Annotated in this window: 19 protein-coding genes; 3 read left to right on the plus strand and 16 right to left on the minus strand. The window is 57.9% G+C overall.

Going from position 1 to position 18,546, the window contains the following annotated elements; all coding sequences use genetic code 11:
- Positions 1 to 83: 83 nt before the first annotated feature.
- Entirely contained in the window at positions 84 to 1,286 is a 1,203-nt protein-coding gene (locus tag ACOTZC_RS09665; RefSeq protein WP_163354211.1) for an MFS transporter, read from the plus strand.
- Positions 1,283 to 1,660: a DUF4440 domain-containing protein gene (locus tag ACOTZC_RS09670; RefSeq protein ID WP_045404183.1), complete on the plus strand. Its 378-nt coding sequence runs from the start codon at positions 1,283 to 1,285 to the stop codon at positions 1,658 to 1,660. Before ACOTZC_RS09665 ends, ACOTZC_RS09670 begins: the two co-directional genes overlap by 4 nt.
- Positions 1,661 to 1,712: 52 nt before the next feature.
- Here ACOTZC_RS09670 and rpoS read toward each other — a convergent pair whose 3' ends face one another.
- The 13 genes from rpoS to cysG form a co-directional block, all read right to left on the minus strand.
- Entirely contained in the window at positions 1,713 to 2,705 is a 993-nt protein-coding gene (gene rpoS, locus ACOTZC_RS09675; RefSeq protein WP_008499600.1) for an RNA polymerase sigma factor RpoS, read from the minus strand.
- A gap of 59 nt (positions 2,706 to 2,764) precedes the next feature.
- On the minus strand, positions 2,765 to 3,889 hold the full coding sequence (nlpD, locus tag ACOTZC_RS09680) for a murein hydrolase activator NlpD (protein ID WP_029741538.1): 1,125 nt from the start codon (positions 3,887 to 3,889) through the stop codon (positions 2,765 to 2,767).
- Positions 3,890 to 4,005: 116 nt separating this feature from the next.
- Positions 4,006 to 4,632 carry a protein-L-isoaspartate(D-aspartate) O-methyltransferase gene (locus ACOTZC_RS09685; protein WP_045404181.1) on the minus strand — a complete coding sequence of 209 codons (627 nt, stop codon included), beginning with the start codon at positions 4,630 to 4,632 and terminating at the stop codon, positions 4,006 to 4,008.
- Positions 4,626 to 5,387: a 5'/3'-nucleotidase SurE gene (gene surE / locus ACOTZC_RS09690; protein ID WP_023308990.1), complete on the minus strand. Its 762-nt coding sequence runs from the start codon at positions 5,385 to 5,387 to the stop codon at positions 4,626 to 4,628. Before surE ends, ACOTZC_RS09685 begins: the two co-directional genes overlap by 7 nt.
- Positions 5,368 to 6,417 (minus strand): tRNA pseudouridine(13) synthase TruD, encoded by a 1,050-nt coding sequence (gene truD / locus ACOTZC_RS09695; RefSeq protein ID WP_421635746.1) that lies wholly within the window; start codon positions 6,415 to 6,417, stop codon positions 5,368 to 5,370. The genes surE and truD overlap by 20 nt, the downstream gene beginning before the upstream one ends.
- The gene (gene ispF / locus ACOTZC_RS09700; RefSeq protein WP_008499607.1) at positions 6,414 to 6,893 is read right to left on the minus strand and encodes a 2-C-methyl-D-erythritol 2,4-cyclodiphosphate synthase; all 480 of its coding nucleotides are present in this window, start codon (positions 6,891 to 6,893) and stop codon (positions 6,414 to 6,416) included. Before ispF ends, truD begins: the two co-directional genes overlap by 4 nt.
- A complete protein-coding gene (ispD, locus tag ACOTZC_RS09705) occupies positions 6,893 to 7,603 on the minus strand; it encodes a 2-C-methyl-D-erythritol 4-phosphate cytidylyltransferase (RefSeq protein ID WP_023308993.1) in 711 nt (236 codons plus the stop codon). Before ispD ends, ispF begins: the two co-directional genes overlap by 1 nt.
- A 19-nt stretch (positions 7,604 to 7,622) precedes the next feature.
- Positions 7,623 to 7,934 carry a cell division protein FtsB gene (ftsB, locus tag ACOTZC_RS09710; RefSeq protein WP_008499609.1) on the minus strand — a complete coding sequence of 104 codons (312 nt, stop codon included), beginning with the start codon at positions 7,932 to 7,934 and terminating at the stop codon, positions 7,623 to 7,625.
- A 166-nt stretch (positions 7,935 to 8,100) separates the two neighbouring features.
- Entirely contained in the window at positions 8,101 to 8,427 is a 327-nt protein-coding gene (locus ACOTZC_RS09715) for a DUF3561 family protein (RefSeq protein WP_045404178.1), read from the minus strand.
- A gap of 58 nt (positions 8,428 to 8,485) precedes the next feature.
- Positions 8,486 to 9,091 (minus strand): adenylyl-sulfate kinase, encoded by a 606-nt coding sequence (gene cysC / locus ACOTZC_RS09720; RefSeq protein WP_010434543.1) that lies wholly within the window; start codon positions 9,089 to 9,091, stop codon positions 8,486 to 8,488.
- Positions 9,091 to 10,515 carry a sulfate adenylyltransferase subunit CysN gene (gene cysN, locus ACOTZC_RS09725; protein ID WP_059446890.1) on the minus strand — a complete coding sequence of 475 codons (1,425 nt, stop codon included), beginning with the start codon at positions 10,513 to 10,515 and terminating at the stop codon, positions 9,091 to 9,093. Before cysN ends, cysC begins: the two co-directional genes overlap by 1 nt.
- 9 nt (positions 10,516 to 10,524) lie before the next feature.
- Positions 10,525 to 11,433, minus strand: coding sequence for a sulfate adenylyltransferase subunit CysD (gene cysD / locus ACOTZC_RS09730; RefSeq protein ID WP_006811770.1), 909 nt, complete (start codon positions 11,431 to 11,433; stop codon positions 10,525 to 10,527).
- Between the two features lie 9 nt (positions 11,434 to 11,442).
- Entirely contained in the window at positions 11,443 to 12,801 is a 1,359-nt protein-coding gene (cysG, locus tag ACOTZC_RS09735; RefSeq protein ID WP_023308997.1) for a siroheme synthase CysG, read from the minus strand.
- Positions 12,802 to 13,038: 237 nt separating this feature from the next.
- Between cysG and ACOTZC_RS09740 the strand changes: the two genes are divergently transcribed.
- Positions 13,039 to 14,082 (plus strand): aminopeptidase, encoded by a 1,044-nt coding sequence (locus ACOTZC_RS09740; RefSeq protein ID WP_045404176.1) that lies wholly within the window; start codon positions 13,039 to 13,041, stop codon positions 14,080 to 14,082.
- Positions 14,083 to 14,153: 71 nt separating this feature from the next.
- On the opposite strand, the gene cysH is transcribed toward ACOTZC_RS09740, so the two are convergent.
- From cysH to cysJ, 3 genes are all read right to left on the minus strand, one after another.
- Entirely contained in the window at positions 14,154 to 14,888 is a 735-nt protein-coding gene (cysH, locus tag ACOTZC_RS09745; protein ID WP_047173511.1) for a phosphoadenosine phosphosulfate reductase, read from the minus strand.
- 76 nt (positions 14,889 to 14,964) lie between these two features.
- Positions 14,965 to 16,677, minus strand: coding sequence for an assimilatory sulfite reductase (NADPH) hemoprotein subunit (cysI, locus tag ACOTZC_RS09750; RefSeq protein ID WP_023309000.1), 1,713 nt, complete (start codon positions 16,675 to 16,677; stop codon positions 14,965 to 14,967).
- Entirely contained in the window at positions 16,677 to 18,482 is a 1,806-nt protein-coding gene (gene cysJ, locus ACOTZC_RS09755) for an NADPH-dependent assimilatory sulfite reductase flavoprotein subunit (RefSeq protein WP_421635747.1), read from the minus strand. The genes cysI and cysJ overlap by 1 nt, the downstream gene beginning before the upstream one ends.
- Positions 18,483 to 18,546: the final 64 nt, after the last annotated feature.

The following is an 18,546-nucleotide window of genomic DNA, read 5'->3' on the forward strand; positions in this document are numbered from 1 at the left end:
TTTTTGACAGTATATCGCGCTTTGTCAGGTTTATCCGTGCTTCCCGGATCGATACGATACGCCACCTCACCGGAGGATCCACCATGACGTATCGCAGCAAAGTCGCCGTTGTTTATCTGCTGGGCTTTTTTCTTGATTTGATCAATATGTTTATTGCCAGCGTCGCCTTCCCGGCAATGGCTCACGCCTTTAACACCACGCCTTCAGCCCTTGCCTGGGTCAGTAACGGGTACATTGCCGGCCTGACGCTGGTGATCCCGTTCAGCAGCGTGCTCACGCGCCGCATCGGACCAAAGCGCGTCATCCTGCTCTCGCTTTTTCTGTTCAGCGCAGCCTCCGCAGCGGCGGGCCTGTCTGCAACGCTTGAAAGTCTGATCGCCTGGCGAGTACTCCAGGGCGTGGGTGGAGGTTTACTGATCCCCGTCGGACAGGCGCTGACCTGGCAACAGTTTAAGCCTCACGAGCGTGCCCGACTCTCCTCGGCGGTGATGCTGGTGGCATTGCTTGCCCCGGCCTGCTCCCCTGCTATCGGAGGCCTGCTGGTGCAGACGCTAAGCTGGCGATGGATATTTTTCGCCACGCTACCGGTCGCTGTCGTGACCTTTGTTTTGGCCTGCCTGTGGCTTAAACACGAAATGCCCGCGATGAAAGCGGCCAGACTGCTAAACCTGCCGTTACTCGCGGACCCGCTTTTGCGTTTTTCCATGCTTGTCTATATCTGCGTACCCGGCATGTTTATTGGGGTGAACGTCACGGGCATGTTTTATCTTCAGCAAGTGGCGAACATGAGCCCAGCCGCAACGGGGATGCTCATGCTGCCGTGGTCCGTGGCATCGTTTATCGCCATCACGGCAACGGGACGCTATTTTAACCGTATCGGCCCCCGACCGCTGATCGTCATCGGCTGCCTGCTGCAGGCGACGGGTATCCTGCTTTTGATTAACGTCAGTTCGGCTACGCTGCTGCCTGCCGTTGCGTTTACCCTGATGGGCGCGGGGGGAAGCCTGTGCAGCAGTACGGCTCAGAGCAGCGCTTTTCTGACGACGCGCCGGGAAGAGATGCCGGATGCCAGCGCGCTGTGGAATCTTAATCGTCAGCTGAGCTTTTTTGCCGGAGCCCTGCTGCTGGCGCAGGCCCTGAGCCTGGCGCAGGCCTGGCTGACACCGCTCGCCGCCTGGCACGGGATGTTTATTTTTGCCGCAGGCATGACCCTGCTGCCTGTACCGTACATTTTTCGTCTTAACAATACGCAGGTGCTCACCCAGCTGCGACAGGAGAATTCATGACGCCTTTCGAACACGACATTATCGACCTCCACATTGCGCTTGAAGACTGGTTAGGCAAAGGTGAAGGTGATTCCGACGCCCTGCTCGCCCGCTTCAGCCCGGATTTTATGATGATCCCACCGGGCGGCGTTCAGATCGACTATATCGGTCTTGCCAGTTTTCTGGAAAATCAGCGCGGAAGCCGTCCAGGACTGAAGATCGTCATTGACGAATTATCCACGATCCAGCGCTGGGATCGTGGCGCGGTGCTTCACTACCGCGAGACGCAAACCCGGCCGGACCTGCCCGTCAACGTGCGCTGGTCAACCGCGGTGCTCAATCAGGAAGGCGATCGGATAGTGTGGCGTCTGCTGCACGAAACGGCTAAGCCGTAGCGCAAAAGAAAAAGGCCCGTCTCACGACGGGCCTTTTTTGACGAAAGGTTGCTTATTCGCGGAACAGCGCTTCGATATTCAGACCTTGCCCCTGCAGGATTTCACGCAGGCGGCGCAGACCTTCAACCTGAATCTGACGAACACGTTCACGAGTCAGGCCAATTTCGCGGCCGACGTCTTCCAGTGTCGCAGCTTCATACCCCAGTAAACCGAAACGACGTGCCAGCACTTCACGCTGTTTGGCGTTCAGTTCGAACAGCCATTTGACGATGCTCTGCTTCATGTCATCGTCCTGCGTGGTATCTTCCGGACCGTTGTCTTTTTCATCGGCCAGGATGTCCAGCAGCGCTTTTTCGGAGTCGCCACCCAGCGGGGTGTCAACGGAGGTAATGCGCTCGTTGAGACGCAGCATACGGCTAACGTCATCAACCGGTTTATCGAGTTGCTCGGCAATCTCTTCTGCGCTTGGCTCGTGGTCCAGTTTATGGGACAACTCGCGCGCGGTGCGCAGATAAACGTTCAACTCTTTGACGATGTGAATCGGCAGGCGGATCGTACGGGTCTGGTTCATAATAGCCCGTTCGATGGTCTGACGAATCCACCAGGTCGCGTAGGTTGAGAAACGGAACCCGCGTTCCGGGTCAAACTTCTCAACTGCGCGGATGAGACCTAAGTTGCCCTCTTCAATCAGATCCAGCAGAGCCAGACCACGATTGCCGTAACGGCGGGCAATTTTCACGACCAGTCGCAGGTTACTTTCAATCATGCGACGACGCGAGGCTACATCACCACGCAAAGCACGACGTGCGAAATAGACTTCTTCTTCGGCCGTTAGCAGTGGGGAGTAACCAATCTCCCCAAGGTAAAGCTGAGTCGCGTCCAGTACACGCTGTGTGGCACCCTGCGATAACAGCTCTTCTTCAGCCAAATCGTTATCACTGGGTTCCTCTTCTACTAAGGCTTTTTCGTCAAAAGCCTCTACTCCGTTCTCATCAAATTCCGCGTCTTCATTTAAATCATGAACTTTCAGCGTATTCTGACTCATAAGGTGGCTCCTACCCGTGATCCCTGAACGAGACACCCTGGCTGGCATGCCCCGTCAAATTATCGCTGCGGCAAATACTGCAGCGGGTTTACGGATTTCCCCTTGTAACGAATTTCAAAATGCAAGCGTGTAGAACTGGTTCCGGTGCTACCCATGGTAGCGATTTTTTGCCCCGCCTTAACTTCTTGTTGTTCCCGGACCAGCATTGTGTCGTTATGGGCGTAGGCACTCAGGTAATCATCGTTATGTTTGATGATAATAAGATTACCGTAACCGCGCAGAGCGTTACCGGCATACACAACGCGCCCGTCAGCGGTCGCGATGATAGCCTGTCCTTTACTCCCTGCGATATCGATCCCTTTATTTCCCCCCTCAGAGGAAGAGAAGTTCTCGATAACCTTGCCGTCAGTTGGCCAGCGCCATGCAGAGATAGGCGAACTGGAGGTCATACTGCTGGCAGTCGGTTCAGTAGAGCTAACCACAGGTGCCGTCACCGGTGCTGTGACAACAGTCGCAGTCCCTTTATTATTCGGCAACATTTTGTTAGCAGTCTGATCACCTGAATCCTCAGAATACGTAATTACAGGTTGTGAAGCAACCACCGTGGTGGATTTTTGTGCAGGCTTAACGCTGTTATTTTGAGCCGTCACATCGGCCGCTGAAACGGTGTTGCCAGGCGTAAGCGGCGTGCCCGTCGCGTTGCCAACCTGGAGCGTTTGCCCCACTTCCAGACCATACGGGGCCTGGACGTTATTGCGCTGCGCGAGGTCACGGAAATCGTTCCCGGTGATCCACGCAATGTAGAACAGCGTATCGCCGCGTTTCACGGTATAGGTGCTGCCACCGGTATAGCTGCCTTTCGGAATGTTCCCATACTGGCGGTTATAGACTATGCGGCCATTTTGGGTCTGAACAGGCTGTTCCACTGGCTGAATCTGTGTCGGCTGCGTCATTGGACGCTGAACCGGCTGGATTGGCGGATTTTGTTGCGCCGTAGAGGTGCCCATTTTAGGCGGAGGAGTGATCAACATTCCGCTGGACGTGTTACCCGAGCCGCTGTTTCCGCCGACAGAACTGACGGGCGCAGGCGCGTTGTTAGAACTTGTACAGCCTGCCAGCCAGAGCGAAACCAGTGATAATGCCGCAACACGGCTGATGGTGAATTTAGGGCTTCCCGCGCTCATTTATCCCCCAGGAATGTGTTAACTACCAGTGACTTAAAATTTACCGTGATGACACGAATCTTTCGCGCCACACCATACGCTGAATTTGCCTTAATAACCCTGGATAATTCCGAGTCTCAGGCCAACTCCCCCTTTACCAGAGGCACAAAGCGCACGGCTTCCACGGTGTCGATAATAAACTCGCCGCCGCGCCGACGAACGCGCTTCAAAAGCTGCTGCTCGTCCCCGACGGGCAGAACAAGAATTCCCCCCTCATCCAGCTGCGACAACAGGGCCGCAGGAATTTCAGGCGGGGCCGCCGTCACGATGATCGCGTCAAACGGCGCGCGCGCCTTCCAACCCTGCCATCCATCACCGTGTCGTGTCGAAACATTGTGTAAATCAAGTTGTTTCAGGCGACGACGCGCCTGCCACTGCAAACCTTTAATCCGCTCAACGGAGCATACATGATGAACCAGATGCGCCAGAATCGCGGTTTGATACCCCGACCCGGTGCCAATCTCCAGCACGCGTGATTCGGGCGTCAGCTCCAGCAGCTCCGTCATGCGCGCCACCATGTAAGGCTGCGAAATCGTCTGGCCCTGTCCGATGGGCAGCGCCACGTTTTCCCACGCTTTGTGTTCAAACGCCTCGTCTACAAATTTTTCACGCGGAACCAGGGCGAGCGCTTCGAGCACGTGCTCGTCGCTGATCCCCTGCGCGCGGAGTTGTTCCAGAAGAGTTTGTACACGTTTGTTTACCATTGCGCGTTCACTCCTGCGCGATCCAGCCAGCCCGACACCACATCATGCGCGCTATACGCGGTTAAATCTACGTGCAGCGGAGTAACCGAAACATAGCCTTCATCCACGGCGGCAAAGTCGGTATCCGGACCCGCATCGCACTTGTCGCCGGGAGGGCCAATCCAGTAAAGCGTGTTGCCGCGAGGATCCTGCTGCGGGATGACCTGATCGGCAGGGTGTCGACTCCCGCAACGGGTGACGCGAATGCCTTTAATTTCGTCGAGGGGAAGATCCGGCACGTTGATGTTGAGGATGCGCCCGGTACGCAACGGCTCGCGGCCGAGCGCCCGCAGGATCGAACAGGTCACCGCGGCGGCGGTATCGTAGTGCGTATGGCCGTTCAACGAGACCGCCAGCGCCGGGAATCCCAGATGGCGCCCTTCCATTGCGGCCGCCACGGTGCCGGAGTAAATCACGTCATCGCCGAGGTTAGGACCGGCGTTAATGCCGGAAACAACGATATCCGGACGCGGCCGCATCAGCGCGTTCACGCCCAGAAAAACACAGTCGGTTGGCGTGCCCATCTGCACGGCAATATCGCCATTTTCAAAGGTAAAGGTGCGAAGCGACGACTCCAGCGTCAGAGAGTTAGACGCTCCACTGCGGTTACGATCGGGCGCCACGACCTGCACATCCGCAAATTCGCGGAGATGTTTCGCCAGGGTCTGAATGCCTGGCGCGTGGATCCCGTCATCGTTACTCAGCAATATTCGCATAATCACCCGAGGTGTTGATTAGTTCCCTGACAACACTGGTGGCAAAGCTACCTGCCGGTAGCCAGAAGCGTAACTCGACGGTTACGTCATCCCACCAGTTCCAGCTTAACTGCTGCGGATAGAGCAGCATCGCGCGGCGTGCCGCTTCAACTTTTTCCCGCACCAGCAAGGATTGCAATTCTGGCGCATCCGCTACGGCTGACTGCTCGGCGGCCAGCGCGTCGCCCTGTGTTCCCCAGTCACCCGTACCGGGCAACGCGGCGGTAATCATCAGCGCTTTTGCGTCCACGCGCGACTGCACATCAGCCATCTCTTCGGCCATTGCCACAAACCAGCTTCCGCGTCCCGCTAATTGTAGCGCATCGCCAACAACAACTTGATTCGCGTCCGGTTTTTTCAGCCTTTCGCTCACAATCTGATTAAACAACGCGCTGCGGGCCGCCGACAACCAAAAACTGCGTTTATTCCTGTCACGTACCGGCGCATCGCTTTGCGCCCAGCGCAGCGCGCCCTGCAGGTTGCTGCCGCCGATGCCAAAGCGCTGCGCGCCAAAGTAGTTCGGTACGCCGCGGTCGCTGATGGCGTTCAGGCGTTTTTCAACGTCTTCTCGGTCAGTCACTTCGCGCAGCACCAGCGTAAACGCGTTGCCTTTCAGCGCCCCCAGACGCAGTTTGCGCTTGTGGCGGGCATATTCCAGTACCTTACAGCCCTCAAGCTCAAATTTGCTTAAATCAGGCATCGCATTGCCGGGAACGCGCGCGCAGAGCCACTGTTCCGTGACGGCGTGTTTATCTTTCTGCCCGGCAAAGCTCACCTCGCGGGCATGAATTTTGAGGAATTTTGCCAGCGCGTCGGCCACGAAGCGGGTATTGCAGCCATTTTTCAGAATACGCACCAGGATATGTTCGCCTTCGTCATCCGGCTCAAAGCCCAGATCCTCCACCACGAGGAAATCTTCCGGGCTGGCTTTCAGCACCCCGGTCCCCTGCGGTTTACCGTGCAGGTATGTCAGGTTGTCGAAGTCCGTCATTTGCTCGCCTTCACCAGCAGCGCCACGGCCTCACAGGCAATCCCTTCGCCACGCCCGGTAAAGCCCAGCTTCTCGGTCGTCGTCGCTTTGACGTTCACGTCGTCCATATGGCAGCCCAGATCCTCTGCAATAAACACGCGCATCTGCGGAATGTGCGGCAGCATTTTCGGGGCCTGGGCAATAATCGTCACGTCGACGTTGCCGAGGGTGTAACCTTTCGCCTGAATGCGGCGCCACGCTTCGCGCAGCAGTTCGCGGCTGTCCGCGCCTTTAAATGCCGGGTCGGTGTCCGGGAACAGCTTGCCGATATCACCCAGCGCGGCAGCGCCCAACAGCGCGTCGGTCAGCGCATGCAGTGCCACGTCGCCATCAGAATGCGCCAGCAGTCCTTTTTCATAGGGAATGCGCACGCCGCCAATGATAATTGGGCCTTCTCCGCCAAAGGCGTGTACATCAAAACCGTGTCCAATTCGCATTATGCCTTCTCCTGATGGGTCGAACGGGTAAGATAAAATTCCGCGAGCTGTAAATCTTCCGGACGCGTCACTTTTATATTATCAGCGCGTCCTTCAACAAGCTCAGGGTGGAAACCGCAATACTCCAGCGCGGAGGCTTCGTCCGTGATGGTCGCGCCTTCTTTAAGCGCTCGCGTTAGGCAGTCGTGGAGTAATTCGCGGGGGAAAAATTGTGGCGTCAGCGCGTGCCATAAATCGACGCGATCGACGGTGTGGGCGATAGCCTGTTTGCCCGGCTCGGCGCGCTTCATGGTGTCGCGCACCGGTGCGGCCAGAATCCCGCCAACCTTGCTTGTTTCGCTCAGCGCCAGCAGGCGCGCAAGATCGTCCTGATGCAGGCAAGGACGCGCCGCGTCATGCACCAGCACCCACGGCGCGTTTCCGGCGGCCTGAATGCCCGCCAGAACGGAATCGGCGCGCTCGGCGCCACCGTCAACGACGGTAATCTGCGGGTGATTTGCCAGCGGCAGCTGCGCGAAGCGCGCATCGCCCGGGCTGATAGCGATGATCACCCGCGTCACCCGCGGGTGCGCCAGCAGCGCCGCCACGGCGTGCTCGAGGATCGTTTTATCGCCAATAGAGAGGTACTGCTTGGGACATTCTGTCTGCATGCGCCGGCCAAAACCTGCGGCCGGCACCACGGCGCATACGTCCGAAAAAGTTACTGCCATGTCGTAATCCTGGGCCTGATTATCGATTATTTTGTGCTGAGCCCTGATTGCGTTTAGACGCATCCGGAACCAGACGATAAAAGGTTTCGCCCGGCTTAGTCATACTGAGTTCATTGCGTGCGCGTTCCTCAATCGCCTCTTGCCCGCCATTGAGGTCATCAATTTCAGCAAAGAGTTGATCGTTTCGCGCCTTAAGTTTGGCGTTTGTTGCCTGCTGAGCCGCGACGTCATCGCTTACCCGGCTATAGTCGTGCAGTCCGTTCTTACCGAACCACAGCGAGTATTGCAGCCAGATTAGCAAAGCCAGCAACAGCAGCGTTAGTTTACCCATCCTGCCCCCTGAAAAACGGCATCATCATCCCAAGACTTCCCCAGAGCACTACGCCGGGGTAACAGAGATGCCGCAACATCGCGGGCAAATGTACCACATTTTTTCCGCAGAATCGTCCTGCACAATATCGTTACACAGTTGGTTACGGTTTGAATTATGGCTGAAGTTAGCCCATGAGCCACAAAAATAACAGACCAAACATCAGAACCACCGTCACAATCGTGACCAAGGTGCTGTAGAGGAGCTTGCCGTTGAGCAGAGAGTGCAGCGCAATGCCGACAACAACCGCCACGGGCATCAACGCCAGAAAGAAAGGCCAGGTGTAGAGAAAGAAGAACAGCGTGTTGCCGCCGTAGATAAGAAACGGAATGCCAAGCGCCAGCAGCCATGAGACGAAGCCAATGATGGCCCCAGGAAATGACCAGGTCGTTTCGTCGTCGGTCGCTAGCGGCTCCGACCCGGTGGTGGTGATGTAATGTTCACTGTTGCGCATAGCTAATCCTGTGACCGTGACTCATCGTTCGGGAAGACAGCTCCCGAACGATACCGCCTCAGGATCTGATAATATCGTCCCGCCTGAGCAGGTCTAATAATTGGCTTACTAAATTTGTTACCAATTGTTGACCTTCCAGGTGAATTTCAGGCGATTCAGGCGCTTCGTATACCGCGTCAATTCCGGTGAAGTTGCGCAGCTCTCCGGCACGCGCTTTCTTGTACAGCCCTTTCGGGTCGCGCGCTTCGCAAATCTCCAGCGGCGTATCGACAAACACCTCGATAAAGCGATCCTGGCCCACGCGTTCGCGCACCATCTGGCGCTCGGCGCGGTGCGGGGAGATAAACGCGGTCAGCACCACCAGCCCGGCGTCAGCCATCAGGCTGGCGACTTCGCCCACCCGGCGGATGTTCTCTTTGCGGTCATCGTCGCTAAACCCTAAATCGCTGCACAGGCCGTGACGCACGTTATCGCCATCCAGCAGGTACGTGCTTACGCCCTGCTGATGCAACGCCTCTTCCAGCGCGCCCGCCACCGTCGATTTACCCGAGCCGGACAGCCCGGTAAACCACAGCACAACCCCACGGTGACCGTGGAGCTGTTCGCGCTGGGCGACGGTGACCGGATGAGGATGCCAGACGACGTTCTCATCATGGGCGGCCATTACTTGCCTCCCAGCAGATCGCGTGCGCCCCAGTGCGGGAAGTGTTTACGCACCAGCGCGTTCAGTTCCAGCTCGAAGGCGCTGAATTCAGACGTCGCGGCAGCCTGTTTAATCGGTTCGCGAACCATACCGGCCCCGACGGTAACGTTGGTCAGCCTGTCGATAAAGATAAGACCTCCCGTGACCGGGTTCTGCTGATACGGATCCAGCACCAGCGGTTCGTCGAAGGTCAGATCGACCAGACCGATGCCGTTCAGCGGCAGCTCGGTGACGTCACGCTGAGTCAGGTTGTTGATATCCACCTGGAACTGAATACCGTCCACGCGGGCGCGGGTTTTCTTGCCGGCAATTTTGATGTCATAGCTCTGGCCAGCGGTCAGCGGCTGTTCGGCCATCCAGACCACGTCCACGGAAGCCCCCTGCACTGCCGCCAGCGTTTCCTGCGCGTCGACCAGCAGGTCGCCGCGGCTGATATCAATTTCGTCTTTCAGCACCAGCGTTACGGCTTCACCGGCGCCCGCTTCCTGCAGGTCACCGTCGAAGGTGACGATGCGGGCGATAGTCGATTCCACGCCGGATGGCAGCACCTTGACGCGCTGACCTACCTTCACGGAGCCTGACGCCAGGGTGCCTGAGAAACCGCGGAAATCGAGGTTTGGACGGTTCACGTACTGCACCGGGAAACGCATCGGCTGGGTGTCGACCACGCGCTGAACTTCAACGGTTTCCAGCACTTCCAGCAGCGTCGGACCGCTGTACCACGGCATGTTCGCGCTCTGGGAGGCGACGTTATCCCCTTCCAGCGCCGAGAGCGGCACAAAGCGAATATCCAGGTTGCCCGGCAGCTGTTCGGCAAAGGTCAGGTAGCTCTGGCGGATCTCCTCGAACTTCTCTTCGCTGAAGTTGACCAGATCCATCTTGTTGACCGCCACCACCAGGTGTTTGATCCCCAGCAGCGTCGAGATAAAGCTGTGACGACGGGTCTGATCCAGCACGCCTTTACGCGCGTCCATCAGCAGGATCGCCAGGTCGCAGGTGGACGCGCCGGTCGCCATGTTGCGTGTGTACTGCTCGTGCCCCGGGGTGTCAGCGATAATAAATTTGCGCTTCTCGGTAGAGAAGTAGCGGTAGGCCACGTCGATGGTGATGCCCTGCTCGCGCTCCGCCTGCAGGCCGTCCACCAGCAGGGCCAGGTCGAGTTTTTCACCCTGGGTGCCGTGACGTTTACTGTCGTTATGCAGGGAAGAGAGCTGATCTTCATAAATCTGGCGCGTGTCGTGCAGCAGGCGGCCAATCAGGGTACTTTTCCCGTCATCCACGCTGCCGCAGGTCAGAAAACGCAGCAGGCTTTTGTGTTGTTGCGCGTGCAGATACGCTTCCACGCCGCCTTCGTTGGCAATTTGTTGAGCAATAGTGGTGTTCATGGCGGCTCCTTAGAAATAACCCTGACGTTTCTTCAGCTCCATGGAGCCTGCCTGGTCGCGGTCAATCACGCGCCCCTGTCGCTCGCTGGTGGTGGACACCAGCATCTCTTCGATGATCTCCGGCAGCGTCTGCGCGCTGGATTCCACCGCGCCGGTCAGCGGCCAGCAGCCGAGGGTACGGAAACGGACCATCTGTTTTTTGATCACTTCACCCGGCTGCAGGTCGATGCGATCGTCATCGATCATCATCAGCATGCCGTCGCGCTCCAGCACCGGGCGCTCGGCGGCCAGGTACAGCGGAACGATCTCGATGTTTTCCAGATAGATGTACTGCCAGATATCCAGCTCGGTCCAGTTGGAGAGCGGGAAGACGCGAATACTTTCGCCTTTGTTGATCTGACCGTTGTAGTTGTGCCACAGCTCCGGACGCTGGTTTTTCGGATCCCAGCGGTGGAAGCGGTCGCGGAAGGAGTAGATACGCTCTTTGGCGCGGGATTTCTCCTCGTCACGGCGCGCGCCGCCGAAGGCCGCGTCAAAACCGTATTTGTTCAGCGCCTGCTTCAGCCCTTCGGTTTTCATGATATCGGTGTGCTTGGCGCTGCCGTGCACGAACGGGTTAATGCCCATCGCCACCCCTTCCGGGTTTTTGTGCACCAGCAGCTCGCAGCCGTAGGCCTTCGCGGTACGGTCGCGGAACTCGTACATTTCGCGGAACTTCCAGCCGGTATCCACGTGCAGCAGCGGGAACGGCAGCGTGCCCGGATAAAACGCTTTACGCGCCAGATGCAGCATGACGCTGGAATCTTTACCGATGGAGTACATCATCACCGGGTTAGAAAACTCGGCGGCCACTTCGCGGATGATATGGATACTCTCCGCTTCGAGCTGCCGCAGGTGTGTAAGACGTTTTTGGTCCATAACCGTTCCTTAAGCCAAATTTACGACAGAAGAACCAAAGCCTTCTGTATCGGTTGTGTGTTGGAACCAGGCGAGCGTGCTGTGCAGCTGCACCACTTCACCCACCACGATCAGGGCGGGCATCGGGGCGTCTTTCGCCAGGGTTGCAAGATGTTCCAGCGTGCCCGTCGCAACGTGCTGATCGACGCGCGTGCCGCGAGAAATGACGGCAACGGGCGTCGTCGCCTCGCGACCGTGCTGAATAAGCTGTTCGCTGATGTCCGCGGCCTTCATCGTGCCCATGTAGATCGCCAGCGTCTGGCGGCTCTGGGCGAGATGCGACCAGTCGAACGGCGTGCTGTCGGCCTTGTAGTGGCCGGTCACAAAGGTCACGCTCTGGGCGTAATCGCGGTGGGTCAGCGGAATACCGGCGTAGGCCGTCACCGCAGAGGCCGCCGTGATGCCGGGCACCACCTGGAACGGTATGCCCGCTTCGGCTGCCGCCTGCAGCTCTTCGCCGCCGCGGCCGAAGATAAACGGATCGCCCCCTTTCAGGCGCACCACGGTTTTACCCGCTTTGGCGGCGTCAACCAGCATCTGGTTGGTGTCGTGCTGCGGCACCGAGTGCTCGCCAGCCCGTTTGCCGACGCAGATTTGCTCCGCGTCGCGACGGATCAGCTCGCGCACGCCGTCGGTGACCAGATGGTCGTAGAACACCACGTCCGCGTCCTGCAGCACCTGCAGGCCGCGCAGCGTCAGGAGCCCGGCATCGCCCGGCCCTGCCCCCACCAGAATGATCTCCCCGCCCGTGCTGCCGGGGTTATCCAGTTCGTCCTCGAGGATTTTCTGCGCCGCCGTCTCATTACCGGCATGCATCAGGCTGGCAAAGCGGCCGCGAAACACGCGCTCCCAGAAGCGACGGCGTTCCGTTACGCTGGTCAGGCGCGTTTTAAGATGGTTGCGCCAGAAGCTGGCTTTTTCCGCCATGCGCCCGAGGCTGGTCGGCAGCAGCGCCTCGATTTTTTCACGCAGCACGCGCGCCAGCACCGGTGCGGTACCGCCGGAGGAGATCGCCACCAGCAGCGGAGAACGGTCAACGATCGACGGGAAGATAAACGAGCATAACGGCTGGTCGTCCACCACGTTCACCAGGCGGTAACGGGCCTGGGCGGCGTCGGAAATCCGCCGGTTCAGGTCGCGATCTTCGGTCGCCGCAATCACCAGCACTACGGTATCGATTTGTGATTCGTCAAAATCCGCTTCTGCCACTACCCGCACCTGCGCCCCTGCGCGCTGCAAAAACGCGATTTTGCGATCGGCAATTTCACCCGTGCCTACAACCAGCACCGGCTTCTCTTTTATCGCGGCAAATAAGGGCAGATAGTCCACAAGCAACAACTCACTAACAACGAGGAATAAAGGGACTATAGGGGGCGGCTTAGACCGAATGAAATTACGAATTGGAATGAGTAGTTACTCAATGGAATAACGCCGTGAAAAAGCTAATACCAAAAAGTGCTTAACACGCGAAATATCGGGCATTTAAGAGCAATTCAAATTGTGTATGGGCGATCACAGTTTCATACTAGGCGGGTTAATATTTTGCTCTGTTTTTAAGGACTCACTATGTTTTCCGCAACGCGCCACCGTATTGCTGCCCTGGCGCTCGGCGTTTGCTTTATTCTTCCTGCCCAGGCAAAAAACCAACCTTATGGTGAAATCGCCACTATGCAGGCGCGGCATATTGCCACCGTCTTTCCTGGCCGCATGACCGGCTCGCCTGCGGAGATGCTCTCTGCGGACTATCTTCGCCAGCAGTTTGCCGGGATGGGCTATCAGAGCGATATCAGGTCGTTTCACAGCCGCTACGTCTATACCTCACGAAATAAAACGAAAAACTGGCATAACGTGACCGGCAGTACGGTTATCGCGGCGCATGAAGGTAGCGCGGCTGAACAGATTATTATTATGGCGCACCTTGATACCTACGCCCCGATGAGCGATGCCGATACGGATAACAACCTCGGCGGGCTGACGCTGCAGGGCATGGACGACAACGCGGCGGGCCTGGGCGTGATGCTCGAACTGGCCGAGCGGATGAAAGATATTCCAACCCGGTATGGCATTCGTTTCGTGGCTACCAGCGGTGAAGAAGAGGGCAAACTCGGCGCTGAGAATCTCCTCAAACGCATGAGCGCTGAGGAGAAGAAAAATACGCTGCTGGTGATCAACCTTGATAACCTGATCGTCGGCGACAAGCTTTATTTCAACAGCGGGCAGAGTACGCCGGGACCGGTGCGGAAACTGACGCGCGACCGGGCGCTGGCGATAGCCCGCAGCCATGGCGTTTTTGCCACGACCAATCCGGGCGGGAATCCTGCTTTCCCACGCGGAACAGGCTGCTGCAACGACGGGGAAGTCTTCGATAAGGCGGGCATTCCGGTGCTGTACGTGGAAGCGACAAACTGGGCACTGGGCAAAAAAGATGGCTATCAGCAGCGGGCTAAATCGAAAGCCTTCCCGGACGGGACAAGCTGGCACAACGTGATGCTGGATAATCAGCAGCACATTGACAGCGCGCTGCCGCAGCGGATTGAGCACCGCAGTCGTGATGTGGTGAAGGTCATGCTGCCGCTGGTGAAGGAGCTGGCGAAGGCGGGGAAAGCCTGAGGTGGTTAAACATAGCGCGGCCTGATGCCCTCACCCAAACCCTCTCCCACAGGGAGAGGGAGGATAAAGGATCACCCTTCGTGCAGCCCGCACTCGCGCTTCAGCCCAAAGAATCGCGTCTCTTCTTCCGCCATTCCCGGTTCCCATTTGCGCGTGGTGTGGGTGTCGCCCACCGACAGATAGCCCTGGTCCCACAGCGGATGGTACTTCAGCCCGTGTTTTTGCAGATACTGATACACCGTCCGGTTATCCCAGTCGATAATCGGCAGCACTTTAAACACCCCGCGCTGGACCGCCAGCACCGGTAAGGTTGCACGACTGCCGGACTGCTCGCGACGCAGGCCCGCAAACCACGTCTGCGCATTGAGCTCTTTCAGCGCCCGGTTCATCGGTTCGACTTTATTGATCTCATTGTATTTCTCAATGCCCTCAATGCCCTGCTCCCACAGCTTACCGTAGCGCGCCTCCTGCCAGGCCGCGCTTTCCGTCGCGCGGTACACTTTGAGGTTCAGCTTGAGCTTGTCCGTCAGCTCGTCAATAAACTGGTAGGTTTCCGGGAACAGGTAACCGGTATCGGTGAGGATCACCGGAATGTCCGGACGGATCTGATTCACCAGATGCAGGCTGACCGCCGCCTGAATACCAAAGCTCGACGAGAGCACATAGTCTCCCGGCAGGTTTTCCAGCGCCCACGCCACGCGCCCTTCGGCGTCCAGCTTTTCAAGATGGGCATTGGTTTCTGCCAGCGCCAGAATGCGTTCGACTTTAGGCAGATCGTTAAGGGCGTTTAGATCGAGTACGGACATAAGAACCTCGTTTGCCTGTTTTGCCGGGCGGCACTGCGTTTGCCCGGCCTACAACACCTGTAAAACCATCGGGATGTTACTCCCAGAAATCCCTTGCGGGATCGAGCACCGGGCGAATGATGCCCGCACGCACCGTAAAGTCGCCGAAGCCTTCACCCGCTTCGCGCTCTTTCGCCCAGCGCCCGACAAGCTCGTCGATGGAATCAAGGATTTCCGGCTCGGTAATGTTCTCGCGGAACATACGCGGAATGCGAGTGCCGATACGGTTACCGCCCAAGTGCAGGTTATAGCGCCCCGGCGCTTTCCCCACCAGACCCAGCTCGGCCAGCATCGCGCGACCGCAGCCGTTCGGGCAGCCGGTGACGCGCATAACAATATGCTCGTCCGGAATACCGTGTTTTTCCAGAATCGCTTCTACCTTGTCAGTGAATGACGGCAGGAAACGTTCCGCTTCGGCCATCGCCAGCGGGCAGGTCGGGAACGACACGCAGGCCATCGAGTTTTCACGCTGCGGCTTAACCGCATCCATTAACCCGTGATCGCGCGCCAGCTTCTCGATCTTCGCCTTCTGGCTCTCCGGCACGCCGGCAATAATGAGATTCTGGTTAGCGGTAATGCGGAATTCGCCTTTATGGATCTTAGCAATTTCCAGCAGACCGGTTTTGAGCGGACGGCCCGGATAATCCAGAATACGGCCGTTTTCAATAAACAGCGTCAGGTGCCATTTATTATCGATACCCTTCACCCAGCCAATGCGATCGCCGCGACCGGTGAATTCGTAAGGGCGGATCGGCTCAAACTTGATGCCTGCGCGACGCTCCACTTCCTCTTTGAACGTCTCAACGCCCACGCGCTCCAGGGTGTATTTGGTTTTCGCGTTTTTACGGTCGGTACGGTTGCCCCAGTCGCGTTGGGTGGTTACTACCGCTTCCGCCACGGCCAGCGTGTGCTCCAGCGGCAGGAAGCCGAACTCGCTCGCGGTACGGGCGTAGGTTTTCTTATTGCCGTGCTCAATGGACAGGCCGCCGCCCACCAGCAGGTTAAAGCCAATCAGCTTGCCGTTTTCGGCAATCGCCACGAAGTTCATGTCGTTGGCGTGCAGATCGATATCGTTCTGCGGTGGGATCACGACCGTAGTTTTGAACTTACGCGGCAGATAGGTCTGGCCGAGAATCGGTTCTTCGTCCGTGGTGGCGACTTTTTCCTGATCGAGCCAAATCTCCGCATAGGCGCGGGTGCGCGGCAGCAGATGCTCAGAGATCTTCTTCGCCCACTCATAGGCTTCGGCATGCAGCTCGGACTCATACGGGTTCGAGGTGCAAAGCACGTTACGGTTCATGTCGTTGGCGGTCGCCAGCGCGTCCAGCCCGACCGAGTGCAGCATCTGATGCACCGGCTTCACGTTCTTCTTCAGAATGCCGTGGAACTGGAAGGTCTGACGGTTGGTCAGGCGGATGCTGCCATAAATCGTGTTTTCACCGGCAAACTTGTCGATGGCCTGCCACTGCTTGGTGGTGATCACCCCGCCCGGCAGACGGCAGCGCAGCAGCATCGCATGACGCGGCTCCAGCTTCTGTTCGGCACGCTCGGCGCGGATGTCGCGATCGTCCTGCTGGTACATACCGTGGAAGCGGATCAGCAGGAAGTTGTCGCCTTTGAAGCCGCCGGTGAGACCGTCATTCAGATCTTCAGCAATGGTGCCGCGCAGATAGTTGCTTTCCAGCTTCATGCGCTCGGCGTCTGTCAGTTTACCTTCGACCACCAGTGGCCCTGGATGTTTTTCGCTCATTAGTAGACATCTCGCTGATAACGGCGCTCAACGCGCAGCTCACTTAAAAATTCATCCGCCGTTTCGGCATCCATACCGCCGAATTCGGCAATCACTTCCAGCAGTGCCTGCTCAACGTCTTTCGCCATGCGATTGGCGTCGCCGCAGACATAAATGTGGGCGCCGTCATTGATCCAGCGCCACAGCTCTGCGCCCTGTTCACGCAGTTTGTCTTGTACGTATACTTTTTCTTTCTGGTCGCGGGACCAGGCCAGATCGATGCGGGTCAGTACGCCTTCTTTCACATAGCGCTGCCACTCAACCTGGTAGAGGAAATCCTCGGTAAAGTGCGGGTTGCCGAAGAACAGCCAGTTTTTACCCGGCGCTTCATCTGCCGCGCGCTGCTGCATGAAGGCGCGGAACGGCGCAATGCCGGTGCCTGGGCCAATCATGATGACCGGCGTTTCCGGGTTCGCCGGGAGGCGGAAGTTGTCGTTGTGCTCGATAAAGACGCGCACTTCGCCCTCTTCTTCCACGCGATCCGCCAGGAAACTTGATGCCCCACCCGCGCGGGCGCGGCCTTCGATGTCGTAGCGCACCACGCCGACGGTAATATGCACTTCACTCTCCACTTCGGCCTGCGAAGAGGCGATGGAGTACAGGCGCGGCGTCAGCGGTCGCAGCAGGCCGATTAGCGCATCGGCATCCAGCTGAGCCGGAGAGAAACGGACCATATCGACAATTGGCGTCGTCGCGGCGTAATGCTGCAGCTTCGCCTTGTCGCCCACCAGCGGCAGCAGGGATTCGCTGCGCGTTAAGGTGGCATAATTTTCGACGATATTCGGGGTATTCACCGTCAGTTCGAAATGCCACTGCAGCGCCTCTGAAAGCGACTGGGTTTTGCCGTCAACGGTCACGGGCTCGTCCCCCTTCAGCCACAGCAGCTCAACCAGCTCTTTCACCAGAGCCGGATCGTTCTGGTACCAGATACCCAGCGCGTCGCCCGGTTGATAGCGCAGGCCAGAGTCGCCGAGATCGATTTCGATATGGCGCACGTCTTTTTCCGAGTCGCGGCCGGTAATTTTCTGGTTCACCGACAGGCTCGCCGTCAGCGGCGCCTCTTTGGTGTACGGGCTGGTGTGGATGTCGTTTACAGCTCCCGTCGCGGTGAACGCGGCCTGCGCCGACGTCTCTTTCGGCACGCGCGCTTTCAGCACCTCAACAATGCGGGCACGCCATTCGGCGGCGGCGGTCTGGTATTCGACATCCGCGTCAACGCGGTCCAGCAGGCGCTCCGCGCCCAGCTCCGCCAGCCTGCTGTCGAAGTCTTTACCGGACTGGCAGAAGAATTCATACGAGGTATCGCCAAGGCCAAATACGGCAAACGCCGTGCCATCCAGCTTCGGCGCTTTTTTCGAGAACAGGAACTTGTGCAGCGCCACCGCTTCTTCAGCGGGTTCACCTTCACCCTGCGTAGAAGCGACCACCACCAGCATTTTTTCTGACGCGATTTGCTTAAATTTATAATCCCCGGCGTTGACCAGGTTCACATTCAGTTTGGCGGCCAGCAGGTCGTCACGCAGCGCTTCGGCCACGCGGCGCGCATTGCCCGTCTGCGAGGCGGAAATCAGCGTAATGGCCGGAATTTCAACGGCCGTTACTGGTGCACCCGCCACAGCGCCAGGCTGCTGATTGAGCATTCCCCAGAAATAACCGGAGACCCAGGCAAGCTGAGTGGGAGAAAAATCAGAGGTGGCAGCCTGAAGGCGCGCCAGTTGCTCCGGGTTCAGGGGAAGCAAATTTGAAGGTGGGGCCTGTGTTGTCATGCGTCGTTATGTTCCAGTAGCCAAGCGGACTTTAAGCGAATAAATCCAAACTGAAGATAAGGTT

It is taken from the genome of Enterobacter cloacae complex sp. SHL009, from assembly GCF_049237205.1.
Taxonomy (GTDB): domain Bacteria; phylum Pseudomonadota; class Gammaproteobacteria; order Enterobacterales; family Enterobacteriaceae; genus Enterobacter; species Enterobacter cloacae_M.